The sequence below is a fragment of the Sanguibacter sp. Z1732 genome, assembly GCF_051020515.1.
Taxonomy (GTDB): domain Bacteria; phylum Actinomycetota; class Actinomycetes; order Actinomycetales; family Beutenbergiaceae; genus CALKWS01.
The window spans coordinates 553435-572153 of record NZ_CP194857.1 but is presented as its reverse complement, the minus strand read 5'-3'; the positions used below and the strand labels follow the sequence as shown (position 1 = coordinate 572153).

General features: G+C 69.3%; 13 protein-coding genes, 1 tRNA gene and 2 pseudogenes. 13 read left to right on the top strand and 3 right to left on the bottom strand.

Features of this window, described 5'->3' with window-relative positions:
- Positions 1-36: 36 nt before the first annotated feature.
- From ACRRRO_RS03215 to ACRRRO_RS03205, 3 genes are read right to left on the bottom strand one after another with little or no spacing between them, the layout of a single operon-like run.
- Positions 37-1224, bottom strand: a complete 1188-nt coding sequence (locus ACRRRO_RS03215; protein ID WP_424796356.1) for an ABC transporter permease — start codon at positions 1222-1224, stop codon at positions 37-39.
- On the bottom strand, positions 1221-2156 hold the full coding sequence (locus ACRRRO_RS03210; RefSeq protein ID WP_424796355.1) for an ABC transporter ATP-binding protein: 936 nt from the start codon (positions 2154-2156) through the stop codon (positions 1221-1223). The genes ACRRRO_RS03215 and ACRRRO_RS03210 overlap by 4 nt, the downstream gene beginning before the upstream one ends.
- The gene (locus ACRRRO_RS03205; protein WP_424788030.1) at positions 2153-2839 is read right to left on the bottom strand and encodes a TetR family transcriptional regulator; all 687 of its coding nucleotides are present in this window, start codon (positions 2837-2839) and stop codon (positions 2153-2155) included. Before ACRRRO_RS03205 ends, ACRRRO_RS03210 begins: the two co-directional genes overlap by 4 nt.
- Positions 2840-2977: 138 nt before the next feature.
- On the opposite strand from ACRRRO_RS03205, the gene ACRRRO_RS03200 reads away from it, so the two are divergent.
- The 13 genes and pseudogenes from ACRRRO_RS03200 (at position 2978) to mfd (ending at position 18716) form a co-directional block, all read left to right on the top strand.
- A tRNA-Gln gene (locus tag ACRRRO_RS03200) sits at positions 2978-3050 on the top strand.
- 155 nt (positions 3051-3205) lie between these two features.
- The gene (gene glmU / locus ACRRRO_RS03195; RefSeq protein ID WP_424796354.1) at positions 3206-4840 is read left to right on the top strand and encodes a bifunctional UDP-N-acetylglucosamine diphosphorylase/glucosamine-1-phosphate N-acetyltransferase GlmU; all 1635 of its coding nucleotides are present in this window, start codon (positions 3206-3208) and stop codon (positions 4838-4840) included.
- Positions 4837-5817 carry a ribose-phosphate diphosphokinase gene (locus ACRRRO_RS03190; protein WP_424788032.1) on the top strand — a complete coding sequence of 327 codons (981 nt, stop codon included), beginning with the start codon at positions 4837-4839 and terminating at the stop codon, positions 5815-5817. The genes glmU and ACRRRO_RS03190 overlap by 4 nt, the downstream gene beginning before the upstream one ends.
- A gap of 3 nt (positions 5818-5820) precedes the next feature.
- The gene (locus ACRRRO_RS03185; RefSeq protein ID WP_434081066.1) at positions 5821-6600 is read left to right on the top strand and encodes an HAD family hydrolase; all 780 of its coding nucleotides are present in this window, start codon (positions 5821-5823) and stop codon (positions 6598-6600) included.
- Positions 6601-6730: 130 nt separating this feature from the next.
- Positions 6731-7790, top strand: a pseudogene (phnD, locus tag ACRRRO_RS03180) (phosphate/phosphite/phosphonate ABC transporter substrate-binding protein).
- Between the two features lie 66 nt (positions 7791-7856).
- Positions 7857-8639, top strand: a complete 783-nt coding sequence (phnC, locus tag ACRRRO_RS03175) for a phosphonate ABC transporter ATP-binding protein (RefSeq protein WP_424788035.1) — start codon at positions 7857-7859, stop codon at positions 8637-8639.
- The gene (phnE, locus tag ACRRRO_RS03170; protein ID WP_424796351.1) at positions 8636-9460 is read left to right on the top strand and encodes a phosphonate ABC transporter, permease protein PhnE; all 825 of its coding nucleotides are present in this window, start codon (positions 8636-8638) and stop codon (positions 9458-9460) included. The genes phnC and phnE (ACRRRO_RS03170) overlap by 4 nt, the downstream gene beginning before the upstream one ends.
- Positions 9457-10356, top strand: coding sequence for a phosphonate ABC transporter, permease protein PhnE (phnE, locus tag ACRRRO_RS03165; RefSeq protein ID WP_424796350.1), 900 nt, complete (start codon positions 9457-9459; stop codon positions 10354-10356). The genes phnE (ACRRRO_RS03170) and phnE (ACRRRO_RS03165) overlap by 4 nt, the downstream gene beginning before the upstream one ends.
- The gene (locus ACRRRO_RS03160) at positions 10353-11345 is read left to right on the top strand and encodes a MurR/RpiR family transcriptional regulator (RefSeq protein WP_434081065.1); all 993 of its coding nucleotides are present in this window, start codon (positions 10353-10355) and stop codon (positions 11343-11345) included. The genes phnE (ACRRRO_RS03165) and ACRRRO_RS03160 overlap by 4 nt, the downstream gene beginning before the upstream one ends.
- 232 nt (positions 11346-11577) lie before the next feature.
- Positions 11578-12228, top strand: a complete 651-nt coding sequence (locus ACRRRO_RS03155) for a 50S ribosomal protein L25/general stress protein Ctc (protein ID WP_424796348.1) — start codon at positions 11578-11580, stop codon at positions 12226-12228.
- 42 nt (positions 12229-12270) lie between these two features.
- Positions 12271-12870 (top strand): aminoacyl-tRNA hydrolase, encoded by a 600-nt coding sequence (gene pth / locus ACRRRO_RS03150; protein WP_424796347.1) that lies wholly within the window; start codon positions 12271-12273, stop codon positions 12868-12870.
- Positions 12871-12974: 104 nt separating this feature from the next.
- Positions 12975-14819, top strand: a complete 1845-nt coding sequence (locus ACRRRO_RS03145; RefSeq protein WP_424796346.1) for a hypothetical protein — start codon at positions 12975-12977, stop codon at positions 14817-14819.
- Positions 14820-15007: 188 nt separating this feature from the next.
- Positions 15008-18716, top strand: a pseudogene (mfd, locus tag ACRRRO_RS03140) (transcription-repair coupling factor).
- Positions 18717-18719 lie beyond the last annotated feature (3 nt).

The window sequence follows — 18719 nt, the reverse complement described above, 5'->3', positions numbered from 1 at the left end:
GGGCGTCAGTGGAGTGGTCGGCCCGATGAGGAACGCTCAACTTCGCAGGGCCTCGCGCAGTTTCATCCGGCCCCCGGTGGTGAGCACGGCGCGGGAGTAGATCCGCCCGCCGAGCCAGATCAGCACCGGGATGAGCACCAGGGCCCCCACCACCGCTACGATCAGGTCGGTGGCGGGCACCTCGGTGAAGGCCTGCCGCGGCGGCATCATGAACGGGGCGAAGAAGGGGATCTGGGACAACACCCGCACCAGCAGGGAGTCGGGGTTGGACGGCACCAGCCAGATGCCCAGGTAGAACGGGGCCATCATCAGGATGAACAACGGTGTGGTGACCGATCCGATGTCCTCCTGACGCGAGACCAGCGCCGCGACCCCGCCCACCAGCACCGCGTAGAGACCGAACCCGAGCACGAACCACACCAGCAGCCAACCCAGGGAGGCAGCGATATTGACCTGCACCCCGTCCAGCAGGCCCGTGGCGAGGGCCGCGAGGGTCCCGGCGGTGGCGAACAGCGAGACCTGGACCACCCCGACCACGCCGATACCGAGCACCTTGCCGGCCATCAGCACCCCGGGCCGGATCGTGGCCAACAGGATCTCCACCACCCGGCTGACCTTCTCCTCCACCACCCCCATGGCGATCATCTGGGTGGTCTGCAACAGCGCGAACAGCAGCAGCGAGACCATCACGAACGCCACGACGATCCTGATCGGGTCCAGATCGGCGCCGGTCTCGATCACCTGCAGGGAGGGAACGGCCCCGGCCAGTTCGGACTGAGCCTGCGCCGGGTCCCCGCCCAGGGAGGTGACCAGTTCGGTCAGCGCGTACTGCTGCGTCGCATTGGTGATCGCCGACATCAACTGCACGTCCGGGATGCCGTCCACCGTCACCACCGGTCCCGCCGGTGGCCCGGACAGGTGAGCCGCCAGGTCTCCGTCCAGGACCTGCTGCTCCGCGGCGTCGGCCTCGACCGCGACGACCTCGAGGTTCATCCCCGCCTGGCCCGCGGTCTGCTCCAGCACCGGGGTGAGGGAGGCGGTCTCCTGCGCCACACCCACCCGGGTGGCGGAGCTGTCCCGACCGGCCAGCAACAACGACAGCGCCAGCACACCGCCCACGATCAGCACCACCACCACCACCGTGGCGATGATCGTGGCCTTGGACAACAGCCTGGTGCGGATCTCCCGCCCTGCTACCAGCGCGATCGCGGCGAAGGTACTCATGCGGCGCTCCCGGTGCCGCCGTCGTCGGCGTGGCTCTCCGTGGTGACCACGTTCCGGAACAGGTCCACCAGGGTCGGACGGATCAGCGCGAACTCCCGCACACCGCCGTGCGCCAGGGCGGCGTGCAGCAGCGGTTGCTCGGCGTCGGTGCCGGGCTGCAGCAGTTCGACCACGGTCTCCGCGCCGTCCTGACTGAGCACGCGGGTGCCCGGGACCGCATCCGCCCAGCCCGCTGGTGCGTTGCTGACCACCCGCCAGCGCTGGGTGGGCGTGGTGCGCAACTCCTCGATCGTGCCCACCGCGGCCATCCGCCCGTTGCTGATCACACCGACGCGATCACACAGGCGCTCCACCAGGTCCAGTTGGTGGGAGGAGAACACCACCGGCACCCCCTCGGCGGCCCGTTCGCGTAGCACCTGACTCATCACGTCCACGGCCACGGGGTCCAGCCCGGAGAAGGGTTCGTCGAGTACCAGCACCTTGGGGTTGTGCACCAGTGCCGCAGCCAACTGGACCCGCTGCTGATTGCCCAGGGAGAGTTTCTGGACCTCGTCCCCGCGCCGGGAATCGATCGCCAGTACCTGCGTCCAGCGCTCCATCGCCGCCGTGGCCTCCGGCTTCGACATCCCGTGCAACCTTGCCAGGTAGACGAGTTGGGAGCCCACCTTCATCTTCGGGTACAAGCCGCGCTCCTCGGGCATGTAGCCCACCTGGCGTCGGGCCCGCAGGTCCAGTTCGGCGCCGCTCCAGCGCACCTGGCCAGAGTCGGCCGCGAGTACCCCGAGCACGATGCGCATCGCCGTGGTCTTCCCGGCGCCGTTGGAACCGACGAAACCGAAGATCTCTCCGGCCCCGACGGCGAAACTCAGGTCCGTCAGGGCTCGCAGGGAACCGTAGGACTTGTTCAGGTGATCCAGTTCCAGATGGCTCACCCGCGCGCGCTCCCCTCTGGGGCGGCCGGGGGAGTGGCCGCCGGGCCGTGTGTGCCCCGGGCCCAGCGCTGTGCGCTGACCCGCAGCGCCGCCGGCGTCAGGGTGGGATCACGCTCCAGGCCGCGCAATCCGTTCCAAGCCAAGTTCACCAGATGCGCGGCCACCTGTTGCTTGTCCGGGCTGCGCGTCTCCAGCCACCACTGCCCGGTGAGGGCGATCATGCCCACCAGCATCTGGGCGTAGATGGGGGAGGTCTCGGCCGGCAGGCCCTGGCGTTCGAACGTGGAGGCCAGGATGTGCTCGACCTGGCTGGCCACGTCCCCGATCAGGGAGGAGAACGTCCCGGTCGCCTGGGCCACGGGGGAATCGCGCACCAGGATCCGGAACCCGTCGGTGTGGGTCTCGATGTAATCCAGCAACGTCAGAGCGGTGGCCTGGACCGTCACCTTCGGGTGGCCGCCGCGTTCCAGCGCGCCGGTCAACGCGGCCAGCAGGGTTTGCACCTCACGGTCCACGATGACGGCGTAGACGCCCTCCTTGCCGCCGAAGTGCTCGTACACCACGGGTTTGGACACCTGGGCCCGGGCGGCGATCTCCTCTACCGAGGTCGAGTCGAACCCCTTCTCGGCGAACAGCGAACGCGCCACATCCAGGAGTTGCTCACGGCGTTCGCGTGCACTCATGCGAGCCCGCGGAGGGCGTCTGCTCGACTCGGTCACGGAATCATCCTGCCTGACGTCGGTTCCGCTGCGAGACACTACAGTAGGCTCCGACGCTGGTGCAGACGTTCCCGGGCCCTGAGCCCGGAATCCTCGCAGCATTCCGCCCTGGTGTAATTGGCAGCACGCCGGCCTTTGGTGCCGTGTGGTCCGGGTTCGAGTCCTGGGGGCGGAGCCCTTGCCGCCGTACCCAAGCGAGCAGCGTCTTGATCGACGCTCGAAGTCAGCATTAGTCGGCGGAAAGTACCGCAAAGTCGACTGATGCCGGCCTCGGCGGCATGACGTGGATGGCTGGCGGCGCCACACCAGCAGAGCAGTACAGTGGAGCGCGTGAGCCGACCCGCCCCTGCTGCTGTTGTCATTCTTGCTGCCGGCCAAGGCACCCGCATGCGGTCGGCCAGGGCCAAGGTGCTGCACCCGATCGGGGGAGTGTCCCTGCTCGGCCACGTGCTGGCCACCGCCCGCGCAGTCGAGCCCGAGCACTTGGTCACCGTGGTCCGCCACCAGCGCGAACAGGTGGCCGAGCACATCGAGGCCCTGGATCCCGACGTGCTGATCGCCGACCAGGACGAGATCCCCGGCACCGGCCGTGCCGTGCAGTGCGGCCTGGACGCGCTCGACCTGGCCGCCCAGGGCAGGGCCATGGCCACCAGCGACCAGCGCGAGAAACTCCCCAGGGCGGATGAGATCGCCATCGATGGCACCGTCGTCGTCCTCCTCGGCGACGTCCCGCTGCTGCAGCCGCAGACCGTGCAGGAGGTGCTGGACACCCACCACGAGCAGGACAACGCGGTGACGGTGCTGACCACGCACCTGCCCGACGCGAGCGGGTACGGGCGGATCGTGCGCGATCAGGACGGGGCGGTCAGCGGCATCGTCGAGCACGGTGACGCCACCCCCGAGCAGCGCGCCATCACCGAGATCAACTCCGGGGTGTTCGCCTTCGACGCCGCCGTGCTGCGCGACGGTCTGGGTCAGGTCGATGCGGGCAACAACCAGGGTGAGGTCTACCTGACCGATGTGCTGGCCCACGCCCACCGCGCCGGAAACCGCGTGGGCGCGGTGGTGGTGGCCGACTCGCTGCAGGTCGAGGGCGTCAACGACCGGGTGCAACTGGCCACCCTGGGTGCCGAACTCAACGCCCGCACTCTGCGGCACTGGATGCGCGCCGGGGTCAGCGTCGTGGATCCGACAAGCACCTGGGTGGACGTGGGGGTGGAACTGGAACCCGACGTGACGCTGCTACCCGGCACCCAGTTGCACGGTCAGACCCACGTGCTGACCGGGGCCACCATCGGACCTGACACCACCCTGACCGACGTTCAGGTCGGCCCGGGGGCCACCGTCATCCGTAGCCACGGCGTACAGGCCCAGATCGATGCCGGCGCCACCGTGGGTCCCTTCGCGTACCTGCGCCCGGGCACCGTGCTGGGCGAGCGGGGCAAGATCGGAACGTTCGTGGAGACAAAGAACGCCCAGATCGGGGCGGGTTCGAAGGTGCCGCACCTGTCCTACATCGGCGACGCCACGATCGGACGCGAGAGCAACATCGGCGCCGCCTCGGTGACGGTGAACTACGACGGCGTGACGAAACGGCGGACCACGATCGGAGACCATGCCCGCACTGGTGCGGACAACATGTTCGTGGCTCCGGTGACGGTGGGCGATGGCGCCTATACCGGCGCCGGTACCGTGCTGCGCCGCGACGTGCCACCCGGTGCGCTGGGCATCTCCGGGGGGCAGCAGCGAAACATCGAGAAATGGGTGTTGAGCAGACGGGCGGGAACCCCGGCCGCCCAGGCGGCCCAGGCCGCACTGGAGGCCGATGAGGGCGACGGGGCCTCCGCGGAGCTGTCGCCCCAGGCGCAGGCCGAGCGGAGCCGGGCCGGCACGACGAACAACGCGGCGGATCAGGACACAGGAGCGAACCGGCACGGATCGGCACACCTGGATGAGGAGCGATGACCGGGATCACGAGTTATGGCGAGAAGCGGCTGGTGCTGGTCTCGGGCAGGGCGCATCCCTCGCTGGCGGCCGATGTGGCCGACGAACTGGGAATCGAGATGGTGCCCACCACCGCCTATGACTTCGCCAACGGGGAGATCTACGTCCGGTTCGCCGAGAGCGTGCGCGGTGCCGACGTGTTCGTGCTGCAGTCCCACACCGCCCCGATCAACCAGTGGATCATGGAGCACCTGCTGATGGTCGATGCCCTCAAACGGGCCTCGGCCAAGCAGATCACCGCGGTGGTGCCCTTCTACGGGTATGGCCGCCAGGACAAGAAGCATCGCGGTCGCGAGCCGATCTCGGCCCGGCTGGTCACCGACCTGTTCGCCACCGCGGGCGCGGACCGGCTGATGAGCGTGGACCTGCACGCCGCTCAAACCCAGGGCTTCTTCGACGGGCCCGTGGACCACCTGTGGGCGATGCCGATCCTGACCGAGCACGTTCGCACCCGGGTGGACACCTCCAACGTCACCGTCGTCTCACCCGACGCCGGGCGGATCCGCGTCGCCGAGCACTGGGCCGCCAAACTTGGTGGCGGGCCGCTGGCGTTCGTCCACAAGACCCGCGATGTGGGCCGGCCCAACCAGGCCGTGGCCAACCGCGTGGTCGGTGAGGTGGAGGGTCGCGACTGCGTGCTGGTCGATGACCTGATCGACACCGGCGGCACCATCGCCGAGGCGGTCAAGGTGCTCGAGGGCGCCGGCGCGGCCTCGGTGATCGTGGCCGCCACCCACGGGGTGCTCTCCGACCCGGCCGCCCAACGGCTCTCGGAGTGCGGAGCCCGGGAGGTGGTCGTCACCGACACCCTGCCCATCACGGCCGAGCAGCGCTTCGACACCCTCACCGTGCTGTCCATAGCCCCGCTGATCGCACGCGCCATCCGGGAGGTCTTCGACGACGGGTCGGTTACCTCCCTGTTCGACGGCAACGCCTGACCAGTGACGCCTGATCGTACTCGGCCGGCTTCTCCCCGCTCCGACGCCGCCGCTGCGCCCTCGCCCCGGCCGGTCCTGGTGCTGGACTTCGACGGGACCGTCTGCGTGGGCGAAGCCCCGGTGCTGGGTTACGCCGAGCAGGTGGCCGGCCGGCTACCGCCGTCGGCCGGGGAGCGGGTACGCACCGGGATCAGGGAGTTCCTTGCCGGGAGCCGGGCCCTGCCCGACTGCGAGGACGGGTACCCGGCGGTGGTGGCCCTCAGCGGCCAGGACCTGTCCCAGGAGGACCTGTCCGCGGCCTACCTCGCCTCCCGGGCGGAGTTGGACGTCGACGCGACGCATCCGCCGAACGGGCTGACGCAACTCCTGGACGAGTTGCGCGCCGCCGGTGTGGCCGCGGTCCTGGTGACCAACGCGCCGTTGGTCGGGGTGGATGTGTGGCTGGCCCGGCACGAGTTGGCCGAGCGGCTCGACGCCGTGGTCCCCGACGCCGGTAAGCCGACCCGGATGCGCGCGGTACTCAGTGGCATCCTGACCGAATTCGGGGCCGCACCGGCGCACCTGGCAAGCGTGGGTGACGTGTGGCGCAACGACATCGAACCGGCGATGGCGTTGGGCGCGGTCGGGATGTACCTGGACCGCTTCGGTACGGGGCTGGGGCCGGCCAGCCGGACCGAGACCACGTTCGAGGCGATGTACCCGCACATCCGCCGCTGGGCGCGTGATGCCGGCGCGGTGGCGGACGACCGCACCGGTACGGACACCCAGAGTTCACCTAATTGAGACCTTCCGGGCCTTCCGCCGGAACCGGAGCGTGAACTAGCGTGAAACGTGCGTTCACAGCGCGTGTGCCCGACGAAACGTTGTTGCGCGGGATCCGTAGCCGACCGAGTTGAAGAACAAGGAACCTCCGATGAAGCGAACCACGACCTGGGCGGCGCTGGCCGCCGCCTCCCTGCTCGTCCTGAGTGCGTGCGGCAACGGGGCCGACGACACCGACGCGGACACCGACACCAACGGCGCGGCCGAGGATGTCACCGAGGACGACGGTGACGACGCCGATGACGCCGACTCTGCTGGTGGCGCCGGGGAGGACCCCGACACCCTCGTCCTGGGCCTGGTGCCGTCCCAGGACATGGACAAGTTGGTGGAGGACGCCGACATGCTGGGCGACCTGCTCTCCGAGGAACTCGGCATCGAGGTCGAAGCGGTGGTGACCGAGTCCTACAACGCCTTGATCATCGCGATGGAGACCGGTCAGGCCGACATCGGCATGTTCGGACCGATCGCCCTGGTCCAGGCTGCCGACCGAGCCGGCGCCGAGATCGTGCTGCAATCGGTACGCTTCGGGTCGCCCACCTATCACACGCAGTGGTTCACCAACGATCCCGACACCTACTGCCTGGACGATGTGGTCGAGGTGGAGCAGGAGGACGGTGCGATCTTCACCTTCTGCAACGGCACCGACAGTGCCGACGCCGGTCCGGTGGGTGAGGACGCCCTGGCACTGATCGATGGGGACACCCTCATCTCGATGGTGGACGCCAACTCCGCCTCCGGTTACTACTACCCGGCCACCCAGCTCGAGCGTGTGGCCGGCCTGGACGCGCTGGGGCTGAACACCCAGTTCGCCGGAGGCCACCCGAACTCCATCCTGAACGTGGCCGGTGGCGACTACCCGGTCGGGGTGAGTTTCGACGACGCCCGCGACAACGTGGTGGAGGAGGACCCCGAGATCGGTGAAGGTCACCGTGTTCGCGTGGTCCGATGAGATCCCGAACGACGGCGTCGCCGTCGCCGGCTCCCTGTCGGGCGACCTGCAGCAGCGGATCGCCGACGCCATGATGGCGGTCATCTCAACCGAGGACGGCGCGTTCGCCTTCGATGAGGTGTACAGCATCGAGGACCTGGTCCCGGCGGACCTGGACGCGCTGGATGCCGCCCGCCAGGTGGAGTCCAACTTCGGCGAGTGACCATGACCGGGTGGGAGCGGAGGAGCTCTCCGCTCCCACCGGTGTGTGGCCTGTGAGGAAGCAGCGATGATCGAGTTCTCCGACGTGTCCGTGACCTACCCCAACGGGGTGAAGGGGTTGGACGGTGTGGACCTGACGATCCCCGATGGCCAGTTCGTGGTCGTGGTCGGGTTGTCCGGTGCCGGTAAGTCAACCCTGGTGCGTTCCATCAACGGCCTGGTTCCCGTCACCGGAGGTGAACTGACCGTGGACGGGGAGTCGGTCAAGGGCGCCGGACGACGCAAACTGCGGGCGCTGCGCTCGGACATCGGGATGATCTTCCAGTCCTTCAACCTGGTGCGGCGCACCTCGGTGATGAACAACGTCCTGATGGGGCGGTTGCACTCCACCGGTACGCTGCGCTCCTCCCTGGCGTTGTACTCCAAGGCCGACAAGGAGCTCGCCTTCACCGCGCTCGAGCGGGTGGGCATCGTGGAGAAGGCGTGGGTCCGTGCCTCCCAGCTCTCCGGCGGTCAGCAGCAGCGGGTAGCGATCGCCCGGGCGCTGGCCCAGGACCCCAAGATCATGCTCGCTGACGAGCCGGTGGCCTCCCTGGACCCGCCGACGGCGAACCAGGTGATGAAGGATCTGGAGCGGATTAACCGGGAACTGGGCATCACCACGGTGGTGAACCTGCACTTCCTGGACCTTGCACGCCGGTACGGCCAGCGGATCATCGGTATGCGCTCGGGCAAGATCGTCTTCGACGGGACCGGTGAGGAAGCCGACGACGAGGTCTTCGAACGCATCTACGGTCGATCCCTGACCGCGGATGACGTGATCGCCAAGGAGCCCGGAGCGATCGCGTGAGCACCACCGCCACTGCTGGTCGACCCGCCGCGGCGGCACCAGCGCGGCCGCGCAAACCCAAGCCCAGCCCCGCGGTCATCGGGGGAGTGACCATCACCGCGGCGATCACGGTGTGGGCGGGTTGGTCGATCGACTTCACGTTGATGCCGTTGTTCACCGACGTCACCCGCGGCCGGCACGTCATCGCCGAGTTCTTCAACCCCGACTGGACTTTCCTGACGCGCGCGGTGGTGATCGAGTCGTGGCTCACTACGCTCTTCATCGCCATCCTGGCCACCGCGGTGGGCTGTGCGATCGGGTTGGGGATGGCGATGCTCGCCAGCAAGACGTCGGCACCGAACAAGGCCACGTACCAGGTGTCCAAAGCGGTGCTGTCGGTGTTGCGGGCCCTGCCCGATGTGGCGCTGGGATCGCTGTTCGCCGCGATCGTGCTGCCCGGACCACTCGCCGGCATTCTGGCGCTGATCGTGTTCAACATCGGGGTGATCGCCAAACTCACCGGCGAGACCGCCGATGCTGTGGACCCCGGGCCGATCGAGGCGGTGGAGGCCGGCGGCGGCAACCGGATCCAGCGGGCCCGGTGGGCGATCTACCCGCAGATCGCCCCGAACTATCTGTCCTATTGCTTCTACGTGTTCGAGTTGAACCTCCGTGCCTCGGTGGTCATCGGCATCGTCGGCGGTGGCGGCATCGGCGCCTTGATCAGCACGCTGCTCGGGCAGTTCCAGCATGAGCGCCTCGGTGCGATCATCGTCAGCCTGTTCGTGGTGGTGTTCGTGCTCGACCAAGCCTCCCGCGCGGTGCGACGGAGGCTGACATGAGCAACAGGACCGCGAACCCGCGCGCGGGCACCCCGACTCACACCGGGGGCACCCGGCCGGCTCCGCCATCCAAGACCCGCAAGACCCTCGCGATGATCCTTACCCTGGTCATCATCCTGGTGGCACTCTGGCAGGTGGACGCCAACTGGCCGCGACTGGCCAACCTGTTCACCACCGGGCCGGAGTACTTCCGGCTGATGACCCAGGGCGTGCTGCAGAACCCGGTGGTGGATCCGAACACCGAGTACTGGTCCCGTGCGATTTCGCTGATGATCGAGTCGCTGCACATGGCGTGGATCGGCACCATGCTCGGTGCGCTGTTGTCTTTCCCGATGGGTTTCCTGGCCGCCTCCAACGTCTCACCCCGGGCCGTGGTCTTCGTGACACGGCAGATCCTGAACATCATCCGCGCGATCCCCGAGTTGATCCTGGCGATCGCAGTGATGCTCCCGATCTTCGGCCTCGGACCGCTCGCCGGCGCGATGGCCCTGGGGGTGGGTGCTGTGGGCACGCTGGGGAAACTGACCTCGGAGGCGATCGAGGGGATCGACCTGGGGCCGGTGGAGGCCGCCCGTGCCGCCGGGGCGAACAAATGGCAGGTGCTGCGTTGGGGTATCACCCCGCAGGTGATGCCGGAGATCATGGCGTTCTGGCTGTACCGGTTCGAGATCAACATCCGCGCCGGTGCGATCTTGGGGTTCCTCGGTGCCGGAGGGATCGGATCGTTGCTGAGCCAGTTGTTCAACGTACGGGCCTGGGACCGGATCGGCATCACGTTGATGGTGATCATCCTCATCACCGTCCTGGTGGACCAGATCTCCGCGCGGGTGCGAGCCCGGATCATCTCCGGTGACCCCAAGGCCACGCTGGTCGAGGTGGATGCCGAGGTGGTATGAACACCGGACCGCAGGTCCCCGGACTGGGCTCGGTGCCCGGGCGGATCCGGGCCGGGATGGCGATGCTGCACCCGAGCGAGTTGCGGGTAGCCGAGGTCATCGCGAGCCGTCCGGAGTGGGCCATCGAGGCCTCGGCGCAGGAAGTAGCCGATGCAGCCGGGACCTCGCGCGCGACCGTGGTGCGTACCGCCCAGCGGCTGGGCTTCACCGGCTACCCCCAACTGCGGGTACTCCTTGCCCGGGACGTGGGTGCGATGTCCCCGCTCGGACGTCGGTGGGACGAGGGGGATGCCGGACCGGCGGGCAAGGTCGGGGGACCAGCGGGGGCCGACCCGGCCGCCGGCTCGTTCGCGTTGCCCGGCCCGGCCGGTCCGGACGACGCCATCGGGCTGGTTCGTGAGTACCTCGCCCAGGTGCGCACAGCGGTGGAGCACCTTCCGTCCCTGCTGCCCGAGGCCGATCTGGTGCGCGCCGTGGACCTGTTGCACCGGGCACGCAGCGTCCTGGTGGTCGGCACCGGACTATCGGAGCCGATCGCGCTGGAGGCGGCGTTGCGGTTGAATGCCACCGGGATCCTCGTCGAGGCGCCGCCGGACCGGGTCCTGCGCGGTACCCGCGCACGGGCGCTGACCGAGGCCGATGTGTGCCTCGCGATCAGCGGGTCGGGTAGCACCCGGGACACCCTCCAGCCGGCCCGGGCCGGGCCGCCGCGGGCGGCGGGAGCCAGCGTGATCGCGCTGACCGCGACCACTCCCAGTCCGCTGGGGGATGTCGCGACGGTGGCGCTGGTGGCATCGATGGGTGTGAGTGCATCGTTGGGCACGGGCACGTTCGCCGAGGAGATCACCCGCACCCCGAGACTGCCCCAGACCATCGTGGTGAATGCGCTCGTGCATGCGCTGATCGCGCGCGATCCCCAGCGTGCACAGGAAGCACAGAACCGGATGCTGGAGGTCATCGGCGACGCCTTCGCCCAGGACCCCCTCTGAGCGTGTGTGCTCGCACACCTTCGCCCTGCTCGGCCGGTACAGGTGGTGACCCACGGCGGTCATGGGGCTAGGATGGACAGGTTGCCTCGGCGAGGGACGTCGGTTGGGCAGATGCGCCCGCTGTCAGTCCGTGATTCGACGCGGTGGTCCCGACCTTCGCGCGTCGTCCGCCCGGTGTCCCCGCCCGTGGCCCACCCACCGACCTGCACGCTTCCCTTTCGGAGATCCTCACGTGTCTGACAACGACAAGTACACCCTTGAAGCCAATGTCCGTACCGAGTTCGGCAAGGGCGCTGCCCGCCGCACCCGGCGCGCCGGCCTGATCCCGGCGGTGATGTACGGGCACGGGAGCGACCCGATGCACCTGACCCTGCCCGGTCACGAGACGTTCCTGGCGTTGAAGGACAACCCCAACGCACTGCTCACCCTGGTGGTCGACGGCGAGAGCCAGTTGGCCCTGTCCAAGGACGTTCAGCGTGACCCGGTGCGGCGCACGATCGACCACGTCGACCTGGTACAGGTGCGTCGCGGTGAGAAGGTCTCGGTGGAGATCGCCGTGCACATCGAGGGGGAGTCCGCACCGGACACCATCCACACCCTGGAGATGCAGACCCTGCAGGTGCTGGCCGAGGCCACCAACATCCCCGAGTACGTCGTGGCCAACATCGACGGGCTCGAGGAAGGCCACGTGCTGCGCGCCGGCGATCTGCCGCTGCCGGCGGGCGTGGAGTCGGAAGAGGACCCCGACACCGTGGTGGTGCTCATCACCATCCCGCGGGTCTCGGAGGAGGACCTCGAGGCCGACACCGAGGACGCCGACGAGCCGGCCCTGGTCGGGGAGCCCGAGGGCGGGGCCGACGAGGGTGGCGAGTCCGAGGGCTGAGCCCCTCCGCCCGTCGCCTCGCACACATGAATCCGGGTCACGATGAGTGCTGAACTGTGGCTCGTGGTGGGCCTGGGTAATCCTGGGCCCACCTATGCCGGGAATCGTCACAACGTCGGCGCCATGGTGATCGAGGCGGTGGCGGAACAGGTGCCCGGGGAGTTCGTGCGCCATCGGGCGAGGGCGCAGGTGCTCGATGGCCGGATGGGCGTACGGTCCGGTGGAGCGCCCGGGCCGCGCGTGGTGCTGGCCAAACCGTCGACGTACATGAACGTCTCCGGGGCACCGGTGGCGGCCCTGTGCCGGTTCTACTCGGCGCCGCCCGAACGCCTGCTGGTGGTGCATGACGAACTGGACCTGCCCGCCCACACCCTGCGGTTGAAGCAGGGTGGTGGCACCGGTGGGCACAACGGGCTGAAGGCGATCAGTGCGGCGCTGGGCACCCCGGGGTATGTGCGCCTACGGGTGGGGATCGACCGGCCGCCGGGCCGGATGGACCCTGCTGATTACGTCCTGCAGGACTTCCCCGCCGGTGAGCGCACCGAGTGGGCGGTGACCGTGGAGCAGGGCGCCCAGGTGATCCGCGACGTGATCCACGACGGCCTGGAGCGCACCCAGAACGTGCTGCACACCAGCACCTGACGCCCGGCCCGCTCGGCGCGGACGGTTCCGCCGCGCCGAGTGCCTCCCGGACGCCCCCATGCCGCTACTGTGCGTGCCAGGGCGAGACCGCGAAGAGGGGCACCATGACAACGAACGACGGCGGAACACGCGTTCCCGCCAACACCTACCAGCAGCCGGTGGCGCGACACCCCGGGCCCGGGCCCGATGCGGCCCATCAGGTCAGGGGTGGTCGGACGGGGTTGGGCTGGCTGTTCCTGGCCCCGGCGTTGGTGCTGGTGCTGTTCCAGCAGGTCATCCCGGCCGTGCGCACCTTCGTCCTGAGCCTGCAGGACGGGTCGATGCGGACCGGAGGTGCCTGGGTGGGGACGGCGAACTACCAGACGATCGCCACGGAGGGACTGCTGCGAGCAGTCCTCTTCACCGCCCTTGTCGGAGCGGTGATCGCCGTCGTCGGGTTCGCTGCGGGATTCGTGCTGGGACTTCCGGCCAGGGCAGCCACAGGCACCGCCCGCCGGGTCGGCCTGGCGATGGCCGCCTTGGCGCTGACCTTCGTGGCCCCGGTGGCATCGGTGATCGGCGTGAGCCTGTGGGTGAATCCGGTGAGTGCTGCCCGGCTTTCGCAACTCCTGGTGTGGCTGCCGGTGACCATCGCGATCGGTTTCGGAGTGGGTGTGCTCGCGCGTCCCCCGGCGCGTGCCGGGCGTACGTTGGCAGTCGGAGCGGCCGTAGCGGCGATGGCCGGAGCGGCGCTGAGCGTCCAATCACCTGTGGGCGTGCTGGTGGGACTGTCCTTCGCGGATCCGGCGGCAATGATCTACCACTTCTCGTTCCTGCAGTTGCGCACCGGCGCCGGAGCGGCTGTCAGCACGGTGCTGATCCTGGTCACCGCGGTCCTGGGGGTGCTGGCCACACGGGTGCTCCTCGCCTCCCGGCTACGGTTGCGGATCGGCGGTGGGCACACACCTGAGCACCCCGAACGTGGCGAGCACGTGGCTCATCCTGGCCACCCGGCTGCTGTGGGCAACCGCCCCCGGGGCGGCGCCGGTGCGGTGATCGGTGGAGTCGTGGTGCTGCTCCTCGCAGCGGTGGCCAGTGCGCCGTGGTTGTTCGCCGAGGTTTTCGCACCCGGGGACCCGATGCCCAGCGGGCGGGGACTTCCCGCTGCGAATGCAGCGTTGCTCAACACCTGGCTCGGTGGCGCGGGTGAGGTTCTGCTCGTAGTGGTGGTTGCCGGGCTCGCCGGTGCGGGCATCGGCTACCACCGTCCGCTGGGGGAGCGCAGTGTGCCGGTGCTGTTGACGATCCTGTCGCCCATGCTCTTCCTCGGTCTGGTTCCGTTGATGACGGTGCACTACCTGGACCGCTCCGACCTCGGCCTGATCGGGACGTTCCTGGGGACTGTTCGTCCACACCTGGTGGTGGTACCGCTGGTCTTCCTGTGCGCCTACCTGGCCGATGCCCGGCGCACGAGCCTCGCACGGGCGGTCGTTGCTCGCCGGACCTCGCTGGCCGCGGTCGGACTGGCTGCCGGGGTCCTGCTGCTGCTGCGATCAGAATCGATATGGTCACTGCTCGTCGGCCGCCCCGGAGACCAGGATGCGGTGATGATGGCGTTCCAGGCCTGGCAGATGCGGATGATTCCCGAAGCGCTGGGGCTGCTCAAGCCATGGCCGGTGCTGGTGCTGATGGCGGCCCTTCTGGTCACCTGCGCGATCGGTGTCAGCCGCCTGCAACTGGGTCACGAGGAGCCCCGGGCCGCCGGGGTGGGTGCGGGTGGCACAGATGCGTTCGGCGGATACGGCCCGACGGCCCAGGTCTCCATGACGCAGGGTCGGACGGCGCATGGCTCACCGGTGCAGGCCACGCAGCAGTACCCGTATCACGGGCCACCGCCGCAGGCTCCGGGTGCCGGCCCGCAGCAGTACCCGTATCACGGCCCACCGCCGCAGGCACCGCCAGGAGGCTGATGGCGCCCAGGGTGGTCACCCTCACGCCGGCGCCCCGAGCGCCGGTGGACCCACGACGGTAAACTGGGACGCTGTGCGACCCACCCCCGCCTGCGCGCCGTGGCGGGCCGTTCGTGCTGCCTGCAGGCCGCCGCGCGGTGTCCTGTCGGAGCGCGCCCATCCTGCACCACACCGCGAACGAGGACCGTATGAGCCTGGCCGGACTACTTCCCGCCCTGCGCGCCGATCAGGCGCTGACCGAACTCGTTGATGCGGTCGCCGGCCGCGGTGACCTGGACGTCACTGCCTCCGTGGGCGCGCGGCCCGCCCTCCTGGCCGACCTGGCCCTGCGGGGCAACCGCCCACTGGTGGTGCTCACCGCCACCGGCCGGGAGGCGGACGAACTGGCCACCGCACTGGGCGCCTACCTGGACCCGGACGGCATCGCAGTATTCCCCGCGTGGGAGACCCTGCCGCACGAACGCCTCTCCCCGCGCAGCGACACCGTAGCGCGCCGCATCGCCGTGCTGCGGCGCCTGGCCCACCCCGACGCTGCGGGAAGCGAGGTCAGCGGGGCAGCAGGGTCGGGCCGGCCCATCCGGGTGCTGCTGGTGCCGGTACGAGCCGCCTTGCAGCCGGTGGTCAAGGGGCTGGGGGACCTGGAACCGGTGGCGTTGCGCACCGGCCAGCACGCCCCGATGGAGGACGTGGTCCAGGCCCTGGTCGATGCCGCCTACACCCGGGTGGACATGGTGGAACGCCGCGGGGAGTTCGCCGTCCGTGGCGGGCTGCTGGACGTGTTCGCCCCCACTGAGGCCCACCCGCAGCGGGTGGAATTCTGGGGCGATGATGTGGAGGAGATCCGCTGGTTCTCCGCTGCCGACCAGCGCTCCCTGGAGATCAGCGAGGACGGGCTGTGGGCACCGCCGTGCCGGGAGATCCTGCTCACCGAAGCGGTGCGCGAGCGCGCCCGGGACCTGATGCCCGCCCTGCCCGGGGCCACCGACATGCTGGAAAAGCTCGCCGAGGGCATCGCCGTGGACGGCATGGAATCCCTGGCCCCGGCCCTGGTGGACGGGATGGAGCCGCTGCTGGACCTGGTGGACCCCGAATCCTTGGTACTCGTCAACGAACCGGAGCGGGTGCGTCGCCGCGCCCACGACCTGGTGGCCACGACCGAGGAGTTCCTCGCCGCCGCCTGGACGTCGGCTGCCGCCGGGGCGCAGACCCCGCTGGACCTGTCCGAGGCGTCGTTCGAGACCCTGGCCGATACCCGCGAGGTGGCCCAGCGGCGCGGCCTGGGCTGGTGGACCCTGGGGGCGTTCGGCCGGGATGCCGAACTGGCCGACCTCTCCGGTGCCGACGGCGGGCCCACCGAGACCGGCGAGGTGAGTCAGGGAGACGACCCGTTCCCCGCCGCCGACCGCACCGTCGTCGTCGGCTCCCGCGATGTGCGCGGCTACCGTGGTGATACCGACAAGGCAGTGGCTGACTTGCACGGATACACCTCGCAAGGCTGGCGGCTGGTGCTGGTCACCGAAGGCCCCGGCCCGGCCCGGCGGATGGTGGAGATGCTGCTGGACGCCGAGGTCCCGGCCCGGTTGGTCGCCGAGGTGGAACCGGCCGGGGCTGATGCCCGGGCCGGGGAAGACGAAGAACTGCCGACGGCGGGGGTCGTGCTGGTCACGACCGCGTCGGTGGGGCGGGGGTTCGTCAGTGAGGACCTGCGCCTGGCGCTGTTCACCGAGGCCGACCTCACCGGTCGCGCCGGCGCGACGTCGACGAAGGACATGCGCCAGATGCCTTCCCGGCGGCGCAATGTGGTGGACCCGTTGGCACTGCGGCCGGGGGACTACGTGGTGCACGAACAGCACGGGGTGGGCAAGTTCGTCGAACTGCTCAGCCGGACCGTGGGAGCCGGGCGCAACGCCGCCACCCGCGAGTACCTGGTGATCGAGTATGCCCCCTCCAAGCGGGGCCATCCCGGGGACCGGCTGTACGTGCCCAGCGACGCCCTGGACCAGGTGACCAAGTACACCGGCGGGGAATCGCCATCGTTGAACAAGATGGGCGGGTCGGACTGGGCCAAGACCAAGGGCCGGGCGCGCAAGGCGATCCGGGAGATCGCCGGTGAACTGATCCGGTTGTACTCCGCGCGGATGGCCACCTCCGGCCACGCCTTCGGGGCCGACACCCCCTGGCAGCGGGAACTCGAGGACGCCTTCGCCTTCGTGGAGACGCCCGACCAGGCGGTCACCATCGATGATGAGGTCAAGGCCGATATGGAAAAGCCCGTCCCGATGGACCGGCTGATCTGCGGGGACGTCGGCTACGGCAAGACCGAGATCGCCGTGCGGGCGGCGTTCAAAGCCGTCCAGGACGGCAAACAGGTCGCGATCCTGGTACCCACCACATTGCTGGTGCAGCAGCACTTCGAGACCTTCTCCGAGCGGTACGCCGGTTTCCCCGTCGAGGTGCGCGCACTGTCCCGGTTCCAGTCCAAAGCCGAGGCCCAGGAGGTCAAGGACGGCGTCACCTCCGGTGCGGTGGATGTGGTGATCGGCACCCACCGGCTGCTCACCGGGGAAGTGCGGTTCAAGGACCTTGGGCTGGTGGTGATCGACGAGGAGCAGCGTTTCGGGGTGGAGCACAAGGAGACCCTGAAGCAACTGCGCACCAACGTCGATGTGCTGGCGATGAGCGCCACCCCGATCCCCCGCACCTTGGAGATGGCAGTGACCGGGATCCGGGAGATGTCCACCCTGGAGACCCCGCCGAGGAACGCCACCCGGTGCTCACGTTCGTCGGACCACATGCGGACAAGCAGATCTCCGCAGCGATCCGTCGGGAGTTGCTGCGTGAGGGTCAGGTGTTCTACGTGCACAACCGCACCGAATCTATCGACCGGGCCGCCGCCCGGATCCGGGACCTGGTGCCCGATGCCCGGGTGGTGGTGGCGCACGGGCAGATGAACGAGCACGAGCTGGAGCGGGTAATCGTCGACTTCTGGAACAAGCGCGCCGACGTGCTGGTCTCCACCACGATCGTGGAAACCGGTCTGGACATCTCCAATGCGAACACGCTGATCGTGGAGCGCTCCGATGCCATGGGCCTGTCGCAGTTGTACCAGTTGCGCGGCCGGGTGGGCAGAGGCCGGGAGCGTGCTTACGCCTACTTCCTGTACCCACCGGAGCGGCCGCTGACCGAAACCGCCCACGAACGTCTGCAGACCATCGCGGCGAACACCGAACTAGGCTCGGGGATGCGGGTGGCGATGAAGGACCTGGAGATCCGCGGCGCCGGGAACCTGCTCGGCGGGGAACAGTCCGGGCACATCGCCGGAGTGGGCTTCGACCTCTACGTGCGGATGGTGTCCGAAGCGGTGGCCCAGTTCCGCGGGGAGGCACCCGAGGAGGTGCCGGACCTCAAGACCGAGATCGCCGTGGATGCGCACATCCCGCACGACTACATCGCCCACGAGCGCTTGCGCCTGGAGGCTTACACCAAACTGGCGCAGGTCACCGACGACTCCGGCATCGAAGACGTGCGGGCGGAACTGGTGGATCGGTACGGGCCCGTGCCCGAGCCCGTGGCCCGGTTGTTCGGGGTGGCGGGCTTGCGGATCAAGGCCCGGGCGGCCGGACTGGCGGAGATCACCGCCCAGGGTAAGTTCCTGCGGTTCGCGCCGGTGCAGCTGGCCGACTCGGCTCAGGTGCGCCTCAAGCGACTGTATCCGGGCACCATCCTGAAGCCCGCGATCCGCACCGCGCGCTGGTGCCGGCGCCGTCCACCTCCCGGGTGGGGGGAACCCCGTTGCGCGATGAGGCTCTACTTGCGTGGCTGGAGTCGCTGATCGATGCGGTGTTCGCCCCCGGTGCCACGGTGGCGGCTGCGGCCTCGGTGGCCGAGCGGGGCTGAGGC